17 protein-coding genes are annotated in these 19,528 nt (G+C 27.7%); 4 read left to right on the forward strand and 13 right to left on the reverse strand.

What is annotated here, in order from left to right:
* Nucleotides 1–56 precede the first annotated feature (56 nt).
* The 4 genes from IC214_RS04295 to serS all read right to left on the reverse strand — a co-directional run bounded on the left by IC214_RS04295 (nucleotide 57) and on the right by serS (nucleotide 5,221).
* On the reverse strand, nucleotides 57–1,145 hold the full coding sequence (locus IC214_RS04295; RefSeq protein ID WP_227434384.1) for a hypothetical protein: 1,089 nt from the start codon (nucleotides 1,143–1,145) through the stop codon (nucleotides 57–59).
* Between the two features lie 285 nt (nucleotides 1,146–1,430).
* A complete protein-coding gene (locus IC214_RS04300; RefSeq protein WP_227434383.1) occupies nucleotides 1,431–2,129 on the reverse strand; it encodes a response regulator transcription factor in 699 nt (232 codons plus the stop codon).
* A gap of 128 nt (nucleotides 2,130–2,257) precedes the next feature.
* Nucleotides 2,258–3,751 carry a histidine kinase gene (locus tag IC214_RS04305; RefSeq protein WP_227434382.1) on the reverse strand — a complete coding sequence of 498 codons (1,494 nt, stop codon included), beginning with the start codon at nucleotides 3,749–3,751 and terminating at the stop codon, nucleotides 2,258–2,260.
* Between the two features lie 198 nt (nucleotides 3,752–3,949).
* Nucleotides 3,950–5,221 carry a serine--tRNA ligase gene (serS, locus tag IC214_RS04310; RefSeq protein ID WP_227866285.1) on the reverse strand — a complete coding sequence of 424 codons (1,272 nt, stop codon included), beginning with the start codon at nucleotides 5,219–5,221 and terminating at the stop codon, nucleotides 3,950–3,952.
* A 370-nt stretch (nucleotides 5,222–5,591) separates the two neighbouring features.
* On the opposite strand from serS, the gene IC214_RS04315 reads away from it, so the two are divergent.
* On the forward strand, nucleotides 5,592–6,134 hold the full coding sequence (locus IC214_RS04315; RefSeq protein ID WP_227434380.1) for a helix-turn-helix domain-containing protein: 543 nt from the start codon (nucleotides 5,592–5,594) through the stop codon (nucleotides 6,132–6,134).
* Nucleotides 6,135–6,314: 180 nt separating this feature from the next.
* Here the strand turns inward: IC214_RS04315 and IC214_RS04320 are convergent, their stop codons facing one another.
* Nucleotides 6,315–7,913, reverse strand: a complete 1,599-nt coding sequence (locus IC214_RS04320; RefSeq protein ID WP_227866286.1) for an amidohydrolase — start codon at nucleotides 7,911–7,913, stop codon at nucleotides 6,315–6,317.
* A 397-nt stretch (nucleotides 7,914–8,310) separates the two neighbouring features.
* Here IC214_RS04320 and IC214_RS04325 point away from each other — a divergent pair, with 397 nt between their 5' ends.
* Nucleotides 8,311–9,237, forward strand: coding sequence for a carbon-nitrogen hydrolase family protein (locus IC214_RS04325; RefSeq protein WP_227482071.1), 927 nt, complete (start codon nucleotides 8,311–8,313; stop codon nucleotides 9,235–9,237).
* Between the two features lie 199 nt (nucleotides 9,238–9,436).
* Here the strand turns inward: IC214_RS04325 and IC214_RS04330 are convergent, their stop codons facing one another.
* Complete coding sequence (locus IC214_RS04330; protein ID WP_227482070.1) at nucleotides 9,437–10,432, reverse strand: YhdH/YhfP family quinone oxidoreductase; 996 nt, start codon at nucleotides 10,430–10,432, stop codon at nucleotides 9,437–9,439.
* Between the two features lie 120 nt (nucleotides 10,433–10,552).
* Between IC214_RS04330 and IC214_RS04335 the strand changes: the two genes are divergently transcribed.
* Nucleotides 10,553–10,990, forward strand: coding sequence for a MarR family winged helix-turn-helix transcriptional regulator (locus IC214_RS04335; RefSeq protein ID WP_227434376.1), 438 nt, complete (start codon nucleotides 10,553–10,555; stop codon nucleotides 10,988–10,990).
* A gap of 86 nt (nucleotides 10,991–11,076) precedes the next feature.
* Nucleotides 11,077–11,664 carry a rubrerythrin gene (gene rbr, locus IC214_RS04340; RefSeq protein WP_227434375.1) on the forward strand — a complete coding sequence of 196 codons (588 nt, stop codon included), beginning with the start codon at nucleotides 11,077–11,079 and terminating at the stop codon, nucleotides 11,662–11,664.
* A gap of 395 nt (nucleotides 11,665–12,059) precedes the next feature.
* On the opposite strand, the gene IC214_RS04345 is transcribed toward rbr, so the two are convergent.
* From IC214_RS04345 to IC214_RS04375, 7 genes are all read right to left on the reverse strand, one after another.
* A complete protein-coding gene (locus IC214_RS04345; RefSeq protein WP_227434374.1) occupies nucleotides 12,060–13,391 on the reverse strand; it encodes an MATE family efflux transporter in 1,332 nt (443 codons plus the stop codon).
* Entirely contained in the window at nucleotides 13,384–13,818 is a 435-nt protein-coding gene (locus IC214_RS04350; protein ID WP_227434373.1) for a MarR family winged helix-turn-helix transcriptional regulator, read from the reverse strand. Before IC214_RS04350 ends, IC214_RS04345 begins: the two co-directional genes overlap by 8 nt.
* 214 nt (nucleotides 13,819–14,032) lie before the next feature.
* Entirely contained in the window at nucleotides 14,033–14,653 is a 621-nt protein-coding gene (locus IC214_RS04355; RefSeq protein ID WP_227434372.1) for a YhbD family protein, read from the reverse strand.
* Between the two features lie 7 nt (nucleotides 14,654–14,660).
* A complete protein-coding gene (locus IC214_RS04360) occupies nucleotides 14,661–15,431 on the reverse strand; it encodes a polymer-forming cytoskeletal protein (RefSeq protein WP_227830871.1) in 771 nt (256 codons plus the stop codon).
* A 39-nt stretch (nucleotides 15,432–15,470) separates the two neighbouring features.
* Entirely contained in the window at nucleotides 15,471–16,313 is an 843-nt protein-coding gene (locus tag IC214_RS04365; RefSeq protein WP_227434370.1) for a hypothetical protein, read from the reverse strand.
* Between the two features lie 255 nt (nucleotides 16,314–16,568).
* Complete coding sequence (phnW, locus tag IC214_RS21065; RefSeq protein ID WP_227866287.1) at nucleotides 16,569–18,479, reverse strand: 2-aminoethylphosphonate--pyruvate transaminase; 1,911 nt, start codon at nucleotides 18,477–18,479, stop codon at nucleotides 16,569–16,571.
* 257 nt (nucleotides 18,480–18,736) lie between these two features.
* Complete coding sequence (locus IC214_RS04375; protein ID WP_227866288.1) at nucleotides 18,737–19,522, reverse strand: DeoR/GlpR family DNA-binding transcription regulator; 786 nt, start codon at nucleotides 19,520–19,522, stop codon at nucleotides 18,737–18,739.
* Nucleotides 19,523–19,528 lie beyond the last annotated feature (6 nt).

The raw sequence follows: 19,528 nt of genomic DNA on the forward strand, positions 1-19,528 counted from the left end.
TTATAATTTGTATTACAATAAGAAATTTTCTCAACTATCAATTATCCTAACTATATTTATTCCTGACTTTGAGTTGATTTTTCTCTACATGTAATTGCCCTATATACCATGCAAACTAAAATTAAAAGTCCCATATAACCTGTGTATGGATATAAAATATTTACTAGCTTACCAAATGGTAAAAAGCCACCAATACAAGCCAAAATAGCTACTACTGTTGTAACTAATTTAAATTTAGGGTGTTTGTCTTCAACAATTCTATTAGTCACAGACCATAAAAGTGGAACAGCAGTTGTATAGATACCTAATATAAGTGCAACTGAGAAACATACACCTACAATAGGAGATATATTATCTGCTAGATAAAGGGATGGTATCTCTTTCATATACAGGTTACCTATATCTGAAATCATAGCTAGATACATAACTATACCAGCAGTCATAAAAACTACACCACCTAATAATCCTCCCCAGAAAGCATCTTTTTTATTTTCAACAGAAGCTCCCATACCTGTTAAAAATACAATCATTACAATTATATTTAATGTATTGTAAATTACACCTGAAACTATTGGGCTTCCTGATGCTTTTGTAACTTCAATATTTTTCATTGCCTCTCCAACAACAGGTAATCCATCTAAGTGCTTAAATAAACTTATTAATCCAACTGCAATAGTAAATACTGCTATTACTGGTCCAATGCGCCCAAGTATATTTACTAATTTTTCAAGACCCATGGATACTGTGATTAGTGTAGCAATAGACATTAATACCCTTCCTAAATAAGGATTTATTCCATAATATTCAGTTAAAGTTGAACCAGCACCTGAAATCATTACTATCAGAATTCCAAATAAAAATATTGGACTAAACCATTCATAAAATTTTCCTAGAATCTTTCCACAATAAAAAGTGTAAATTCTTGTTGGCTCTTTAAGTTTTAACTCTCTCCCCCTTGTTATGACTTCAACACCAAGAAATGAGAATAGTACCATCGATATTAATGCTCCAATCAATCCCATATATCCTTGGGATGCAAAAAATTGGAGTATTTCTTGACCAGTCGCAAATCCTGAACCTATTGCTGTTGCTAAATAAGCACCTGCAATACAGATAACATTTTTAATATTTACTTTGTCTGACATATCAACTTACCTCCATTATAAAGTTACCTTCTTTAACAAATATAAATTTACAGCGAATTTAAATGAATATTCTGTCTTTTTATAATAATATTTAATTCACTTTTTTTATTTTGTATATTTTTTAATTTTTATTTATATATATTTTTTTATATATATAGGTACATCTTTTATAAGGTTCAATGTTATTAAATATGTTTAAAGCGCTTTAATTTTTGTTATTAATTAAAGTATACTTATCCAGACATTTTCAAACAATTATCTATATTGACTTTTTATTTATCAATTTCAATTTTTAATATTCAATTTATAAACTTTGGGTGTCATCCCTTTTTCTATCTTAAAATTCTTATAAAAGTTATTTAGACTGTTATATCCAACTATTTCCGCAATCTCATTTATACTTTTTTTTGTATTTTCAAGCAATTCTATAGATTTTTCTATTCGTATATGATTTAAATATGATATAAAGGTAGTATTCAAATTACTTTTAAAAATCCTAGATATATTGGATGGATTAGTTAAAAATAATTTAGCACAATCATTTAATTTTAAATCCTCACTATAATTTAAATTTATATACTCTAGTATTTCATTTAACAAATCATTGCTAGTATACTGATAACCAATAATCTTTTCTACAGACCTAGTAAACTCCTTCAAGTCTAGTGGTTTAAGAAGTATATCTTTTACATTTAATCTTAAAGCTTTTTGGGCATATTCAAAATAATCAAAGGCAGTTATTACCACAAATTTTATTTTTTTAGATATGTGAGATGTTCTTTCTATTACTTCCAACCCATTATATATCGGCATCTGAATGTCTATAAATACTATATCTGGCTCTAAACTAATTATCTTTTCTACTGCTTCGTCACCAGAAGTTGCTCTCCCAACAATTTCTATTGGCATATCTTTCATCTCTATAAAATGTGTTATTATTTTTAAAACAGCTTCTTCATCATCTATTATTAGTGCTCTTCTCATGAGAATTCCTCCCTTTTAGCTTAATGATGTAAAAAAAAGTAAGATGTAAAAAATAATATAGAAACATCTAATATATTTCTTTATACTGATAAAACTTATTAATTTTATCTAAGTTTTATACATATTCTTTATTCATTTTCAAGAGGGATTTTAATAATTATATAAGTACCTTCTTTACTATTTGATTTAATATTCATCTCAAAATCACTTCCATAAGCAGATGTGAACTTTGTATATATTAAAGATAGACCATGACCATTATTACTATGAATACCTGTTTTCACTTTTTCAATAGTACCTTCATCCAAAATAGTTCCATTATTACAGATTTTTATAACAGCATACTGACAATCTACACTTGCAACTATTTTAATTTGCTTTTCTTTATCAATATCTCTAAAACCATGTGTAAAAGCATTCTCTACAATAGGTTGAATAAAATTGAAAGGTACAGAAATCTTATATAACTCTTTTGGAATAACATATTCAACTTTTAATGCATTACCATAACGTAACTTTTGCAAATTTAAATAATTTTTAATATATAATATTTCAGCTTCTAATTCTACAAACCTTAAATCCGACCTCATTGTATATCTAAACATTTTAGACAAATCTATTATTGCACTATATAAATCATAGCAACCATCATCAAGTGCTATACTTGCCATTGAATTTAAAGTATTAAATAAAAAATGATGATTTATTCTCAAATTAGTAACCGTATCCTGTGCTACCTTTAGATTCATTTCAAGTTGTTCTCCATAGTGATATGTTCTTGCAATAGTTTGTTCTTTCTCTTGTAAATCTTTTCTTATATCATTAAATGAACAAAAATTTATTATGTTTTTAGATATTTGCTTTAATAATCTTTTTATGCTTCTAGCAGCACCTTCTGGAATATCATATAAATTACTATGAGTAGTATCTAGATTTAAATCAGATAACAATACATATCCTCCTCGAATAACTCCAATACTATTGTTCTTGTATAATATTGGAATATTATATATAGTTATCCCATACTTACATATGAATTGATTGCTACTTTTTTGATTCATACAATCGCAATTTTTAGGAAACTTCATAGGGTTACACTTTTCAAAACAAAATAATGGAAAATATGGATTTTTTAAAACTATGTTCCAAGAATCATCATATATAATCAGTGGAATTTTAAATGGATCAATAAACTGACCACGAATTGATTCTACTGCTGCATATAAATTTAAAGTACTTTCACTATAATTTATTAAGGTCTTTTTTAAATCACTATTAGGATTGATTTCTATAACTTCACTTTCTCCTATATTTCCTACATTATTTGAAACAATAAGTTCTTTTATTGGTCCATCTCCTGTATTTATAGACTCATGTGTGCTACCAGATTCTATGTAAAAAATCATACCTTGCGAAAATGGCTTCCAAACTCCATTTATAATATATAACCCTTCTCCTTCTAAAATATATATCATCTGTTCTTGACCATAATGAACATGATTAAAATGTTTTTTACCTGGCATAGTAACTGCAATATATATATTCATAGCTTGTTTTGGGTTATTCTCATCATAAGTATGTTTCCATTCAATATATCCCCACTCAGTATTTTGAATCTTCATAAAAAAACCCTTTCTGTTTATAGATTATTTATATTCATTTACCCTTAAATAAATTATCAAATAAAAATGTGCACATACTCTTTCATATGATAGCTATACTATATCAATATTCATTAGTTTGTACACATTATTATATTAATTATTATTTTTTAATTATTTATAGCTTACTTTATTATTTAAAAATATATATCTTAATTGTTATTTAATAACAGAAACACCCATATATGGTCTTAAAACTTCTGGAACTATTACAGAGCCATCTGCTTGTTGGTAATTTTCCAATATAGCTGCTACACTTCTTCCAATAGCCAGTCCAGAACCATTTAATGTATGTGCATATTCAGCTTTAGAATTTTTGTTTCTTTTAAATCTTATTCCAGCTCTTCTGGCTTGAAAATCTTCACAGTTTGAACAAGATGAAATTTCAACATATCTGTTATAACTTGGCATCCAAACTTCTACATCATATTTAAAAGAAGCTGTAAATCCTAAGTCACCTGTACATATTCTTACTACTCTATATGGTAAATTTAATAATTGTAGCATAGTCTCAGCATTATTAGTTAAGTTTTCTAATTCATTGTAAGATTCTTCTGGAGCTACTATTTTTACCATTTCTACTTTATTAAATTGATGTTGTCTTACCAAACCTCTTGTATCTCTTCCAGCAGAACCAGCTTCTGACCTAAAACAAGGAGTATATGCTGTATAATTTATTGGTAGTTGCTCAAATTTAAGTATTTCATTAGCATGTATATTAGTTAAAGGAACTTCTGATGTTGGAATTAAAAAGTAATCTAATCCTTCTATTTTGAACATATCCTCTTCAAACTTAGGTAGTTGTCCTGTACCCAAAAAACTATTTCTATTTGCCATAAATGGTGGAATAATTTCTGTGTATCCATTTACTGTTGTATTTGTATCTAGATAAAAATTTAATAATGCCCTTTCTAACCTAGCTCCTAATCCCTTATAAAGAGTGAATCTTGAACCAGTTATTTTACCAGCTGTTTCAAAATCAAGTATACCTAACTCAGTCCCTATTTCCCAATGAGCTTTAGATTCAAAATCAAAATTAGTCGTCTTACCCCAAGTTCTCACCTCAACATTATCTTCATCGGTTTCCCCTTGTGGTACTTCTGCATGTGGTACATTTGGAATTCTCATTAACAAGTATTCCATTTTTTCCTCTACATCTTTAAGGTTTTGGTCTATAACTTTAATCTTGTCAGATAACTCTTTTAGCTTAATTTTTTCATTTTCTACATCTTTACCTTCTTTTATAAGATTTGGTATATTTTTAGATGCAGTATTTAATTCGTTTTTCATAACCTCAACTTCTTGAAGAATTTTTCTTCTTTCATCATCTAACTTAACTACTTCATCAAGATTAAAGGCTTTTTCACCTCTTCTTTCCATTGCTTTTTTTATACAATCTAAGTTTTCTCTTATTCTTTTTATATCAAGCATTTTTTCCTCCTCAATACTTTAAGATTGGATGTTATCTCTTAATCTCAGTTAACTTTGATAATAGTATATTTGCTTAAGGTTAAGAAATCTTTTTCTGTCTTATCCGAACCTATTATTTTTATTTAGTTATATTTTACTCACTTTTTTACACATTGTCAAATTATATTTAATTAAATTAATATAATTTAATTTTTCATCATTAATCTTACTTTTACTTTCATTATAATTATGCTAATTTTAGCAATCAATTATCTATTTTGACTTTTTTTTTATCAATCTTATATAATTATCAATTTTCATATAAATTTTTTTACCTTATGATATAATTCTTTATATATTCTTTGTCAGATGTTAGAATAGGAGGATTTTAATGAGTAATTCAAGTATAGGTAAAAAATTGACTTTATGTAGAAAAAAACAGAACATTAGTATAAAAGATTTATCTAAATTAATTAAAGTTACACCTTCTTTAATTAGTCAAATAGAAAAAGGAAGCGTAAATCCATCCATAAATTTTTTAAAATCAATTTCAAATGCTTTAAATGTACCATTAATTACTTTTTTCGTTCCTTCTATTGATGATTCAGAATTAATTGTAAGAAACAATCTTAGAAAAATAGTAATTTTTCCAGAATCAGAAAATATTTTATATGAAATGTTATCCAATAATCCATTTAATAAATTCGAATTTGCTATTATGAATTTGTCTCCTAAGTCTTACTGTAAAGAAAAAAATGGGCATGCTGGAGACGAAGTTGCTTATATACTTAAAGGAAGTGTTGAACTTAGTTTGGAAGATGATATATTTGAATTAAATGAAGGTGATAGTGTAAAAATACCTTTTGGTATGAGACATAAATGGGGAAATCCAAGTGAAGTTGAAAGTAAGGTAATCTACATAGTTGTGTCCTAAAAACACAAATTTTCAAGGCAGAATTAATAAAATTATGGCAATGAACCTTTAGACCTAATAAGCTAGCCCTTCAGTCACATATAATATTATTTAACTCTACCTATTTTATTAGATTTTATTTTTACATAATATTTTTTATACAATACTTTTACATAATATTTAAAAGAATATAATTCATATCTATTTTAATGAATATAATACTTCCCCTTCTACTATTGTTTGTAAAACTTTAATATCTTTTATTTTAAGAGAGTCAACAGTAAGTGGATTTTCATCTAGTATTATTAAATTAGCTAGCTTACCTTCTTTGATTGAACCCTTTTTATCTTCTTCAAAATATTGATATGCTGAATTTATAGTAACACCTTTTAAAGCTTCTAATGGGCTTATTTTTTCATTTTCACCTATCAATACTCCTTTTTTTGTAATTCTATTAACCGCACACCATATTGTTTCAAGCATATTAGGTGCTATTACAGGTGTATCTTGATGTAAAGTATAAATTAAACCTTTTTCTATAGTTGTTTTAATTGGACTAATCTTAAATGCTCTATCTTCCCCAAGGTTTTTAATATGAATATCTCCCCAATAGTATGTGTGAGCTACAAAGTATGAGGGTATCATGTTTATTTTTTCCATTTCATCAATTTGTTCTTCTCTTACAGTTTGAGCATGTATCATCACAGGTCTCATATTATCTTTAATATTTTTTCCTGTTATAACTTTTTCAAATAAGTTTATCAACTGGTCTGCCGCTGCATCCCCATTACAATGAGTTAAAAGTTGCATTTTTTCTTCTACTGAAATGTTTATAAATTTCTCTACTTCCTCATCTTTATATATAGAATACCCACGATAACCACCTTCTGAATTTTCATATGGTTTCGTTAACCATGCTGTCTTTCCTTGAGGAGAACCATCTAAAAATATCTTATATCCTCCTATTTTAAATCTATTTACATATTTCTTTACAAAATTTTTATTATCATCTTTTACAGATTTACTATTTTTTAAATCTACATATCCTACAATATCTATTTTTAGTCTATTTTGATTTGACATTAGTTTTAAGAGATTAAATTGATTATCTGCCATTAATCCCTCTTGTGCTGTCGTAATACCATAACTTAAATAAATATCTTGTACTTTTTCAATTAGATTACAAACTTCATCTAATGATGGTTGTTTTATTTTAGATGATACTTTAAAAAAGGCATTTTCCTCCAAGTATCCATTTGGCTCTTTACTCCCTTTGACTCTGCCTATATGCCCTCCTTCTGGGTCTTGTGTTTCATGAGTAACACCTAATTTTTTTAATCCTAAAGTATTTGCAACTCCCATGTGACCAGAAGCATGTGAAATTAGTATTGGATTTTCTAAAGATGCACTATCTAATAAATCTTTATCTGGATGAATATTTTCTTCTAAAAAATTGTTATCATACGAAAAACCAATTATCCATTCACCCTTTTTTATATCATTTGAATCTTTAAAATCTTGTATTTTCTTTACTATATCTTTAAAGCTAGTTGCATCTTCTAAAGGAACTAATCTTAGGGTAGTAGCAAAAGCTGTCAAATGACTGTGTGAATCTATAAAGGAAGGCATCAATGTTTTACCCTGCAAATCTATGACTTCTGTTTCATTATTTTTTAAAGCTAGAATTTCTTCTTTTGTTCCTATTTTTTTTATTATTTTATCTTTTATAAGAATAGCATCTCCACATATTGAATCTTCCATTGTAAGGATATTTCCATTATAATAAATTTTTTCTTTCATAAAGTTCTCCTTAAATTGTCTATTTTGATAAATTTATTTTAGTATTTTATAATTAATTATTCGTATTTCATTAAGCTTATTTTTTTTAATATTAACTAATATTAATATATGAAAATCTCATTTTTAATTATTGTTCGCCAAGAAATAAATACTATTCATTATAAATATTATAATTTAATAGTCATAATATTGATGTGAAAAATTAATATTATATGTTAATAAAAAAAGTACTTAACATGAATTATTTTTTTGTATAATTGTAATTTGCTAAATCATGATGTATCATTTTAAATATACAGTTACATCATTATTTACAAGATAAGATACTTTTTTCTCAAATAAAACCTGATGTAATCTGTTCAAATCAACAAATTCAAATATTTTTTAGGAGGTTTTTATGAACAAAGAAAATAAAAATGTAAGAATTGCTGTTGTTCAGGCATCACCAATTATAATGGACTTAGATAAAACTGTTGAAAAAGCATTAGAATTAATTAAAGAAGCTGGTAGAAAAGGGGCAAATATAGTAGTTTTCCCAGAAGCATTTATACCTGCATATCCAAGAGGACTTTCATTTGGATTTGTTGTTGGAAGTAGAACAATGAAAGGTAGAGAAGATTGGAAAAGATACTATGATAATTCTGTACCAGTACCTAGTGCTACAACAGATTTATTAGGAAAAGCAGCCCAAGAAGCAGGAGTATATCTATCAATGGGAATAACAGAAAGAGATGGAAACGATATAAATTGCACTCTTTATTGTACAAACTTATTTTTCTCACCAGAAGGTAAACTTATTGGTAAACATAGAAAACTTAAACCTACAGGAACAGAAAGATGCATTTGGGGTGAAGGTGATGGAAGTACTCTTACAGTTGTTGATACTCCATATGGGAAAATGGGTTCATTAATTTGCTGGGAAAACTACATGCCACTAGCTAGAACAGCTCTTTATGCTAAAGGTGTAAAACTTTATATAGCCCCTACTGCTGATTCAAGAGAAGAGTGGCAATCAACTATGAAGCATATCGCTTTAGAAGGAAGATGCTTTGTTATTGGATGCAATCAATATGTTGAAAAAAATATGTACCCAACTGACCTTAACTATTATAAAGAACTTGATGCAGAACCAGAGATTATGTGTCCAGGTGGAAGTTGCATAGTTGACCCTTTTGGAAAATATGTAGCAGGCCCTATTTTCAATAAAGAAGAAATATTAATAGCTGATTTAGATTTAGAACAAATAGTTCTTAGTAGACTAGATTTTGATTCAGAGGGTCACTATTCAAGACCTGATGTATTTGAATTAATTGTTCACGAATAGTCTTTTTATCCAAAATCTTTACATAAACTTTTTACATAAAAATCAAAATGAGATACTCTTAAATAAAATAATTTTAAGGTATCTCATTTTTTATTTTATGATTTGACGTTATAGTTTTACATTAAAACTTACTTAACTATATATTAAGAACCAATTATATATTCAGAATCAGTTAACTTAACTATAAACCTAACCTTCACTACAATCCTAAATCAACTACTGTTCTTCCTACATGCTTTCCTTCTATTATTGAATCTATGCTTTTACTCAATTCATTTAATGATACTACAGTTACCATGTCATCTAAATCTTCTAGCTTCCATTCATTTGACAATAAGTCCCATATTTTTAATCTCAAATTCATTGGACAATCTACAGAATCTATACCATATAAAGTAACACCTTTTAATATAAATGGATATACTGAACTTGTAAAATCAATTCCACCTGCATTACCACATGTTGTAACTGCTCCACAATAATTAGTTGTCTTTATTGCTGTTGATAAAGTATTTCCTCCTACTGTATCTATTACTCCAGCCCATCTTGGTCTAAGTAGAGGTCTCCCTGAATTATCATCTACTTCTGATCTATGTATAACATCTTTAACACCTAGTTTTAATAATGTGTCTTTTTGTTCTTCCAATTTTCCTGTTGAAACTGCAACTGAATATCCCAATTTAACTAATATTTTAGTTGCAATCACAGCAACTCCTCCAGTACCACCAGTAACTAGTACATCTCCCATATCTTTGTCTACAGTATTTACAAATTTATATACAGATAAAGCTGCTGTAAATCCTGCTGTACCATAATCCATTGCTTCTTTTAGAGAAAGATTAGTTGGAAGTTTGACAACCCAATTAGAAGGAACTCTTATATATTCTGAAAATCCTCCAGAGGTGTTCATTCCTAAATCATAACCTGTTACCAAAACTTCATCTCCAACTTTAAAATCATCACAACTACTAAATTCTACTACACCAGATGCATCTATTCCTGGAGTATGAGGATATTTTCTAGTTACACCCTTATTTCCATTTGCTGAAAGTGCATCCTTATAATTTAGTGAAGAATATTTTACTTTTATCAGAACATCTCCTTCTGGTAGTTCATCTATATCTCTTTCGATTATATTTCTCTTAAAACGTCCCTCTTCTTCTGTAATATATAGTGATTTAAAATTTTTACTCATAAATTTCCTCCCAATACATTTAGTTTTATGTTAAACTAATTATAGTTGAAAAATAGTTTTATGTCAAACTACTTTTTATTTCAAAGTACCTCAAATAATTTAAAGATTGGAGATTAATTTATGGAAGATAAATATATCATACATTTTATAAGTAAGACAAAAGCTAATATGCTTAAATTCATTGAAAATAAACTCAATAAAAACGGTTTAAATGAATTGTTGCCTACACATGGAAATATACTCACTGCACTTTATGAAAATAATGGAATACTTACAATGAAAGAAATTGCAACTAAAATAGGAAAAGACAAATCTACTGTTACAGTATTAGTTAATAAACTTATAAGTCTAGGATATATAGAAAGACAAAAGAGTGACAATGACAAACGTATTACATATATAAAACTTACAAAGAAAGCAATGTTAATAGAGGATACATTCAATAGTATTTCATCACAAGTTAAAGAAACAGCCTACTGTAATATCACAGAAAAGGAAAAGCAAGAATTTCTTAGAATTTTAAAAAAAATCAATAATAATTTCAAAAATGCTGACTAAATTGAGCATAATTATATCTAGTTTTGGAATAATAAATAAAAAGAATCAAATATTGTAAAAATTTATTGTTAATAGAGAGGTATAATATGAATTTAAAAGACAGTAAAACTAAAGAAAATTTATTGAGAGCTTTTGCAGGTGAAAGCCAGGCTAGAAATAGATATAATATTTCTGCATCTGTGGCAAAAAAAGAAGGATTATATATAATAGAATCTTTATTTAATTATACTGCTGACCAAGAAAAGTCACATGCAAAACAATTTTTTACTAAATTAAAAGAATTTGCTGGAGAAAATATAAGTATATCAGGAGCATATCCTGTAGATTTATATGATAAAACAGCTCAACATCTTAAAGCTGCACAACATAATGAGCTTCAAGAGTGGGATGATGTATATAAAAACTTTGGAAAAACAGCACGTGAAGAAGGTTTTGAAGCTATAGCTAAATTATTTGAAAATATAGCTGAAATAGAAAAAGTTCATGGTGATAGATTTGGTAGATATGCTACTGATTTAGAAGAAGGTACTTTATTTAGAAGAAATGAAGATATCCAATGGATATGTACAAACTGTGGACATATTCATATTGGTAAAGAAGCTCCAAAAGCTTGCCCTGTTTGTCTTCATCCACAAGGATATTTCTTGGACTTTAAAAATTCATTATTTGAATAAGTAAAAATAATCTACTGTATTTAAGCAATTTATTATATTGATACTATCTAGTTTTATAAATATTAGATTATTCTAATATGAAATTATATTATAAAAATGATATTATCCATTAAATACAGTATTCTAAAAGTATAAAAAAACTTGAGAACTAATTTTACCACTTATTTAATATTTATCAAAAACTTTTATACAATAAAAATAAAGAGAAGTGCAATTATTAAAAATGGCACTTCTCCTTTTGTTGTTTCAATTTGTCATTGAATTTATATCCTACACCACATATTGTAACAATATATTTCGTATTGTTGGGGTATACTTCTATCTTATTTCACAACTTGCTTTTTACATTCTTATCTGTTGTAGTATGAGTAATAGGATTGACCTTAATTAAGGTTTTATTTACAATAGCCATAATGTTTTTTTCTAATCAAAAATAAAAGAGAAATAAATAACCCTAAAAATTCTGCAACAGGGACAGCTATCCAAACCCCTATTTCTCCAAATATATTTGGAAGAATAAGAATAGCACCTAAAATAAAAATAAACGTTCTAGAAAAGGATATAATAGCTGATGTTTTCCCATCAGAAAATGCTGTAAACATTGCAGAAGAAAAAATACCAAATCCCATAATCACAAAAGCTAGAGAATAGAAGGAAAAACCATAAAGTGTAATATTGTAAACATCACTGTTAATTGAAGTAAAAATAGTCAATGACTTTGTTATAGTCAAATGAATTAAAATATTCGATACTATTGAACTAATAATCAAAAATAATATACTGTTCTTAAATATATCTTGTAGTTGCTTTTTATCGCCATGTCCATATTTAAAACTGATAATTGGAGCTATTCCATTGGAATAGCCAAAATAAATAGCTGTAAAGATGTATTGGAAATACAGGATAATTGTTATAGAAGCAACACCATTTTCACCATAATATTGTAAAAAAGTATAGTTAAACATAAATGTTGTTACAGCATTTGCTAAGTTTGTTACCATTTCCGATGACCCATTTGTACAAGAACGAAAAAGCACATTCCAATTTAGTTCTGGTTTCACAAAGTGCAGAGGATTATTTCTTGCAAAAAAGAAATAGGCTAAACCTACAATTGCAGGAATACAATAACCTAATCCAGTTGCAATCGCTGCACCAGCAATACCCATATTCAATGGAACCATAAAGATATAATCCAGCACAATATTCACAACTCCGGCTAACAACGTAACAATCAGACCAAGTGTTGGTTTACCAGAAGTAACCAGAAAAGTCTGAAATGCTGTTTGAAGAAAAAATGCAGGTGCAAAGCTAAAAAGTATTTTAGCATAAGTAATACACAAAGGAGCTTGTATTGAACTTGCACCTAAAAACAAAATAATTTCATCAATAAACAAGTTTCCAATAATAGCAATAAAAATACCAATCAATATTTCTACAATGATTAAGAAACTCAAATTTTTTCTTGCTTCCTCTTGTTTTCCTTCCCCCATCTTTCTAGCAACTATAGCACTTCCACCCGTTGCAACCATGATTGCTACAGCCATTTCAAAACTGATAGCTGGATATACCATATTCGTAGATGATAATGCTATTGTACCAAGCAAACGAGAAATAAACATACCATCAACAATAATGTACATAGATAAACTAATCATCATAATAACATTAGGAATTGCAAAAGATAGTAAAGAAGTAAATGTAAATTTTTTAGCTAATACATTATCCATTTTTAATTTCCTCCTTTAACAATTCATAGTATGCAGTATTACAAGCAATAAGTTGATTCCATTTTTCATCTCCTAATTTTTCAATAGCCTTTTCTTCCATGCTATGAAGTGGTTCTAATATTGAATCAGTAAATTGTTTTCCACTCTTTGTAAAAGAAACCAGACGCTCTCTTTTATTTTCAGAATTAGACGAAATAGTAATATATCCCTTCTTTTCAAACTCCATCAAAATCCCATGTACCGTCTGTTTAGGTAAAGCCCACCACTCACAAATTTGCTTTTGCGTACATACCTTATACTCATCTAAAGTATATAAGATAACTAATGCATTATAATTTAAATCATGCTTTTTAGCCCATACCCTGTATAAATCTAAAGTTCCACTTAAAACAGCATTTACAAGTTTAATTTGTTCACGAATTTCCATAATATCCCTCCCAATATAAAAGTACTAATCAGTACTATTTTAGTATAGTACTAATTAGGACTATAGTCAATAGGATATTTAAACTCTCAAAAAAATGTAGTATTTAAGAAAATTTATAGAAAAATAAAAACGCACACTTTTGCATTAGTGTGCGTTTTCCACATACTTAAATCCTAACTCTTCTCCTACATAATAAGTAATCTACAACAACTTACTATGATAACTTAATACTTATATCATTTATTTCTTTCATTAAGTCAATTTCAACAATTTTAACTACATCCTTTTCAAATTTTACTTGTTTATAATCCAAGCATCCTATTACAAATGGAACACCAAACTTCCTAAACAAATAAATTCTTCCATTTTCATTGTATATTGATTTAAAATTTTCTTCTATTATATTTACTATTAATTTTAATTCTTCAAATGTTATTGTGGATTTAACTAAAAATTTCTCTATTATACTCAATATAAGCAATTCCTTTTTGCCTATACTCTGTTCTTTTTTATATAAATTTTGAAATATTTCTTTTGTGTAATTACATATAGCTTCCTTCTCTAAAATAAAGTCAATGTCAAACTCTTTATTGGTATCTTTTTTTGTAAACATGTTTGCAATATCATCAAGAGATGTATCTTCTTTCATAGATAGTATTAACTCTATTCTTTCTAGTATTTTATCTCTTGGAAAAAACGTCTCTTGACCTGTAAAAGCTGATTTTTTTATAAACCATTCTTCTGGTATTATATTTTTTCTTTTCCATCTATATAGCTGCCCATAAGATATATTAGTTTTGCTTAATAAATCTTTCTTAGATATCAATTCTTCCATAATTTTTCTAGCCCACCTTTGTACTGTTTTTTACACTCGAATTATCTGAAACTAACAACTTGTCACTGTATTCAATATTTTCAACATCACAATTGCTTACTAGGGATATGCTTTTTCCTCGTATATCCTTTATTGAAACATCTTCTAATTCAATAGAATCTCCCTCTATCAAATTGCATTTAAATTTGCCTGAAAAAATGTTAATAAATTTAATCCCAAATGTAAAAATATCTTTACTTCTACCTATTTCTATATTAGTTGCTCCTATCTCCTTACAATAAGAACCTCCTCCTGAATAGATATATATGTTTTCTCCATTTAAAAGACCATCACATTTTATTGCTCCATGAACCTTTATATCTTCACATTCTATATTTTCTTTATTTCTCATTTCACCATAAACTTTTATATCCTGTGCATAAATACTTTCACTTACAATTAATTGACCTTTTACTGTAACATTATTACACTTTAAATTTCCATTAATTTTCTGTTGAGCAGTTATAATCAAGTCATCGATTTCTGCATCTCCATCTATACTAAGTTGCCCATTAACCCTTACACGTTCAGCTTTAAGACTCCCTTTTATAGTAGCTTTTCCATTTACTACAAAGTTTTTTATACTAATATCTCCATCAAACTTTACATTTCCAAATACATTTACTTCATTACATTTTACATTTCCTTTTGACCTAGCACTTCCCATAATTTTTATACTTTCATATTCTCCACTATTGATAAATCCTTCTCCAAGTATTTTTATAGTTCCATTTTCCATATCATTACCTCATTTTAAATTTTATTTTAAGCCTAAATATTACTTATCTTTATTTAGATTTACTTTTTCATTATTTAGACTTACTTTTCCATTTACATTCTTTATTTCAACAACTATTGAACTTTCATCAATATCTATGTTTTCACTGTACTCCAAACTCTCTATATAACAACCTTTGCCTATGTTAATATTTTTACCTCTTACAATTTTAACTTCACTATTTTCTAAACTGATTTCATCTGCTTCTATAACATTTGCTAATAATCTACTTTCTGTATATTTTTTAACTGACAGTAGACCTAGATTTCTAAGATTAGAAGATGCCTTTTCAAAATCTCCACTCTTTTTTTCGGCTCTATAAAAGCTTTTACAATAATCGCCATGTCCCTTTTTTATATTTACACTACATGCACCAACTTCGTTTAGATTAGAAGTTCCATGCAAACTTATCTTAAGTTCTTCACAATTTAAAAATCCATTACAATCCAAAATTCCACTTAAGTCAACACTTTCGCATTCTATGCTCTTATTGATTTTTAGACATCCTTCTCCGCTAATAATATCTGACTTTAAGTTTCCTCCAACATTGATAATTCCTCCAGATTTAACTTTACTTGAATTTATGTCTCCAGTACACTTAAGAAGTCCAAATATTGTCACTTGTGATGCAAATATATTTCCTTCAATTTTACTCAATCCTGCTGTAAAAAACTCATTACATTCTGTTGTTCCAATCACTTTTGCTGAACCTGAAGAATCAAATTTATTACATTTTATATTTCCATCTATTTTTCCTGTACCTGCTATATTAACTTCATCAAAAATTCCACCTTTACATTTTCCCATTCCATTAAAATTTAGCGAACGTAATTCTCCATCCATAATGATTTCCTTTCAATAACTTATTTTGTTCTTGAATATAATATAACAAAACATTGTTACGTTGTCAAGTATAATAATCTCGATGAATAAAACAATGCTCCTTTAAAGATAGACAAAAAAATAATAGAGGAAATATTTTATATGAACTATGAATCTTTCTTAGATTTCCAATTCAAATAAAATACTACTCTATTATTTAACTATTTACATATACTTGTCTCTAAACTTTATAACCTATCAATGAACTTCTATAATCTACATGTTGATAAATTTCTCGATTACCTCAGCTAATCTATCCATATCTTTTGGATAAACTTCTCCTATACTTCCTATTCTGAATGTATCTACATCAGTCAATTTACCTGGATAAATAACAAATCCATTTTCTTTTAGATAAGTGTAGAATTCCATAAATTCAAATTTTGCATTCTTAGGATATAGGAAAGTTGTTATTACAGGTGATTGAGCATCATCATTCACCAATGTATCAAACCCTAGAGATTTTAATCTCGAAGATATTGTAAATTGATTTTCTTTATATCTAGCATATCTTTTTTCAACAGAACCTTCTTCCTCTAGCTCTAGTAATGCTTGATAAAAAGCTCTTACAACATGTGTAGGAGAAGTAAATCTCCATTTACCATTATTATTCTCCATAGTTTCCCATTGAGCGTATACATCAAGAGATAAAGATTTAGCAATTCCTTTGCATTTAGCTAACTCTTCTCTGTTAGCTATTATAAAACCAAATCCTGGTACTCCTTGTATACATTTATTAGAGCTACTCACTAAAAAATCTATATTAAAGTCTTCAACATCAATTTTAATTCCACCAAAACTACTCATTGCATCAACTATATAAACTTTATTATATTTTTTTGCAATCTTACCTATATCTTGTATAGGATTTAATCTACCTGTAGTAGTTTCACAATGAACCATTGATATATGTGTAATATCTTTATTTTCTTTCAATAAATTTTCCACTCTGTTTAAGTCAACTGCTTCTACATCACTAAATGTACAGTCAACATATTCTATATTTAAATAACTGCATATGTCCTTCATTCTCTTCCCATATGCTCCATTTGCAATTACAAGAAGTTTACCATTCTTTGGGATAGTGCTTCCTATTGTAGCTTCCACTGAGAAAGTACCACTACCTTGCATTAATACACTTGTGTATTTTTCTGTATTTTTTGTAGCTAAAGATACTAGTCTTCTTCTAACATCTTGTACCAAATCATTATATTCAACATCCCATGTACACCAATCTTTTAACATAGATGCTCTTACTGATTTAGTAGTAGATAATGGTCCTGGTGTAAGTAATATGTAATCATTTTCTGGTACAAAATCTGACTTAATTGTTTCATTTTCTATTTTTACTAAAACATCTTCTAATTCAGCCATAGTTTCTATAACAAAATGTGCTCCTGCTTCTTTAAATTTCTTTGAAACTGCTTCCATCTTAACTTTTAATTCTTCTTTATCCATATTTTCTACTTCTGCTTGTGTAAGTCCTAATTCACTTGAACCTTTTATTACAGCAACACTCCACATTCCAGCATTTACACCTTCTTTTACATCACTTAATGTATCTCCAACTTTTACCATAGCACTCATTGGAGATACTCCCAAAGCTTCAGCGTTTTTATAACACATCCAAGGATATGGTCTTCCTTGAGATACTTCTGATGGAGTTACAAGAAAATCTGGTGAATATCCCTTTTTAGCTGCATTTGGTTCAACTATATTCATCATTTCTCTTGTATAACCTGTTGTAGAACCTATTTTTAATCCATTTTGTCTTAATCTCTCAATAGTTTCAACAACATGAGGAATTGGAGTTGTATACTCTTCTAGAGTTTCAAATAACATAGGTTCAAATTCAGCATAAAGTTTGTTTACATCTTCCTCTGTTGGAAATCCTCCAAAATTCTCTGCCCAAATACTTTTTATTCTATCCATTTCGCACATTTCTCTTATATGATCTATTTTTAATTTTCCCATAGGTTTTCTTGCTTCTTCCATTGTTACATCTATACCTCTTCTTTTAAATATCTCTATAAATACATTAAGAGGTGCAAAACATCCATAATCTACTGTTGTTCCAGCCCAGTCAAATACTACTGCCTTTATTTTTTCTCCATATAACTTTTTCATATTTATAACCTCCATAGATTCTCATTTAGAATTTTTGTGTTTTTAATTGTTTTTACTTTTAAAGTATAACTTTTTCATGTTAATTATACATCATATTTAGGTTAAATGTATATTAAATTTATGTTTTTAGTTGTTTTTACTTGTTTTTAGTTTTCAATATAAAAATCACATTAAAACTCTATACAAAAAATTAAAATTTGTAATCTTCTTTCTAGGTTAAATCTATGAATTGGTTAAATTTTATAAATTTATCATTTCTATTTTGCTTCTATCCATGTTATATTTGATTCATTTAATTTATCTCTCCATTCATTTGGAGGTTCTGCATCACAAATAACAAAATCTAATTCATTCAAATCAGCTATCTTGTACATACTTACAATTCCTATCTTAGAACTATCACATAATACAAAACTTTCCTTTGAATTTCTTATATACTCTTTTGACAATAAAGCTTTACTTTGGTCTATGCTACTAATTCCAAAGCTGTCAATTATACCTTCACTAGATATAAATGCTTTATCTGCATATAAGTTTTTCATAGCATCTATTGACATTTGACATGCTGTTCTTTGATGTTTTAAATTTACTTTACCACCAATGAATATAACTTCTCCATCAAATACTCCTTGATTTTCATATGAAATCAATTTTGATAGCACAGGATAAGAACTGGTGATGACCTTTAGATTTTTTATAGAAACTATGTAATCCACAATTTGTAAATTAGTAGTCCCTTCATCTATTACAATTGATTCATTATCATTCACAAATTTAGCTGCATACTTAGCAATACTTTGTTTCTTTTCTAAATTAGTGCTATTTCTTTTTATATGTTCTGGCTCAATTACTCCATAATTTATTTTTACAGCACCACCATAAACCTTTTTTAACTTATTTTCACTTTCTAATTCTTCCAAATACCTTCTTATTGTTTCCGATGATACTTCTAGTTTTTTTACTAATTCTTTAGTATTCACCTTTCCTTTTGCATCTAACAGTTCTAATATTTCTTTTTTTCTATCTATTGAATTTAAAGACATTAAGTT

The sequence above is a fragment of the Clostridioides sp. ES-S-0190-01 genome (genome assembly GCF_020658275.1).
Classification (GTDB): Bacteria; Bacillota; Clostridia; order Peptostreptococcales; family Peptostreptococcaceae; genus Clostridioides.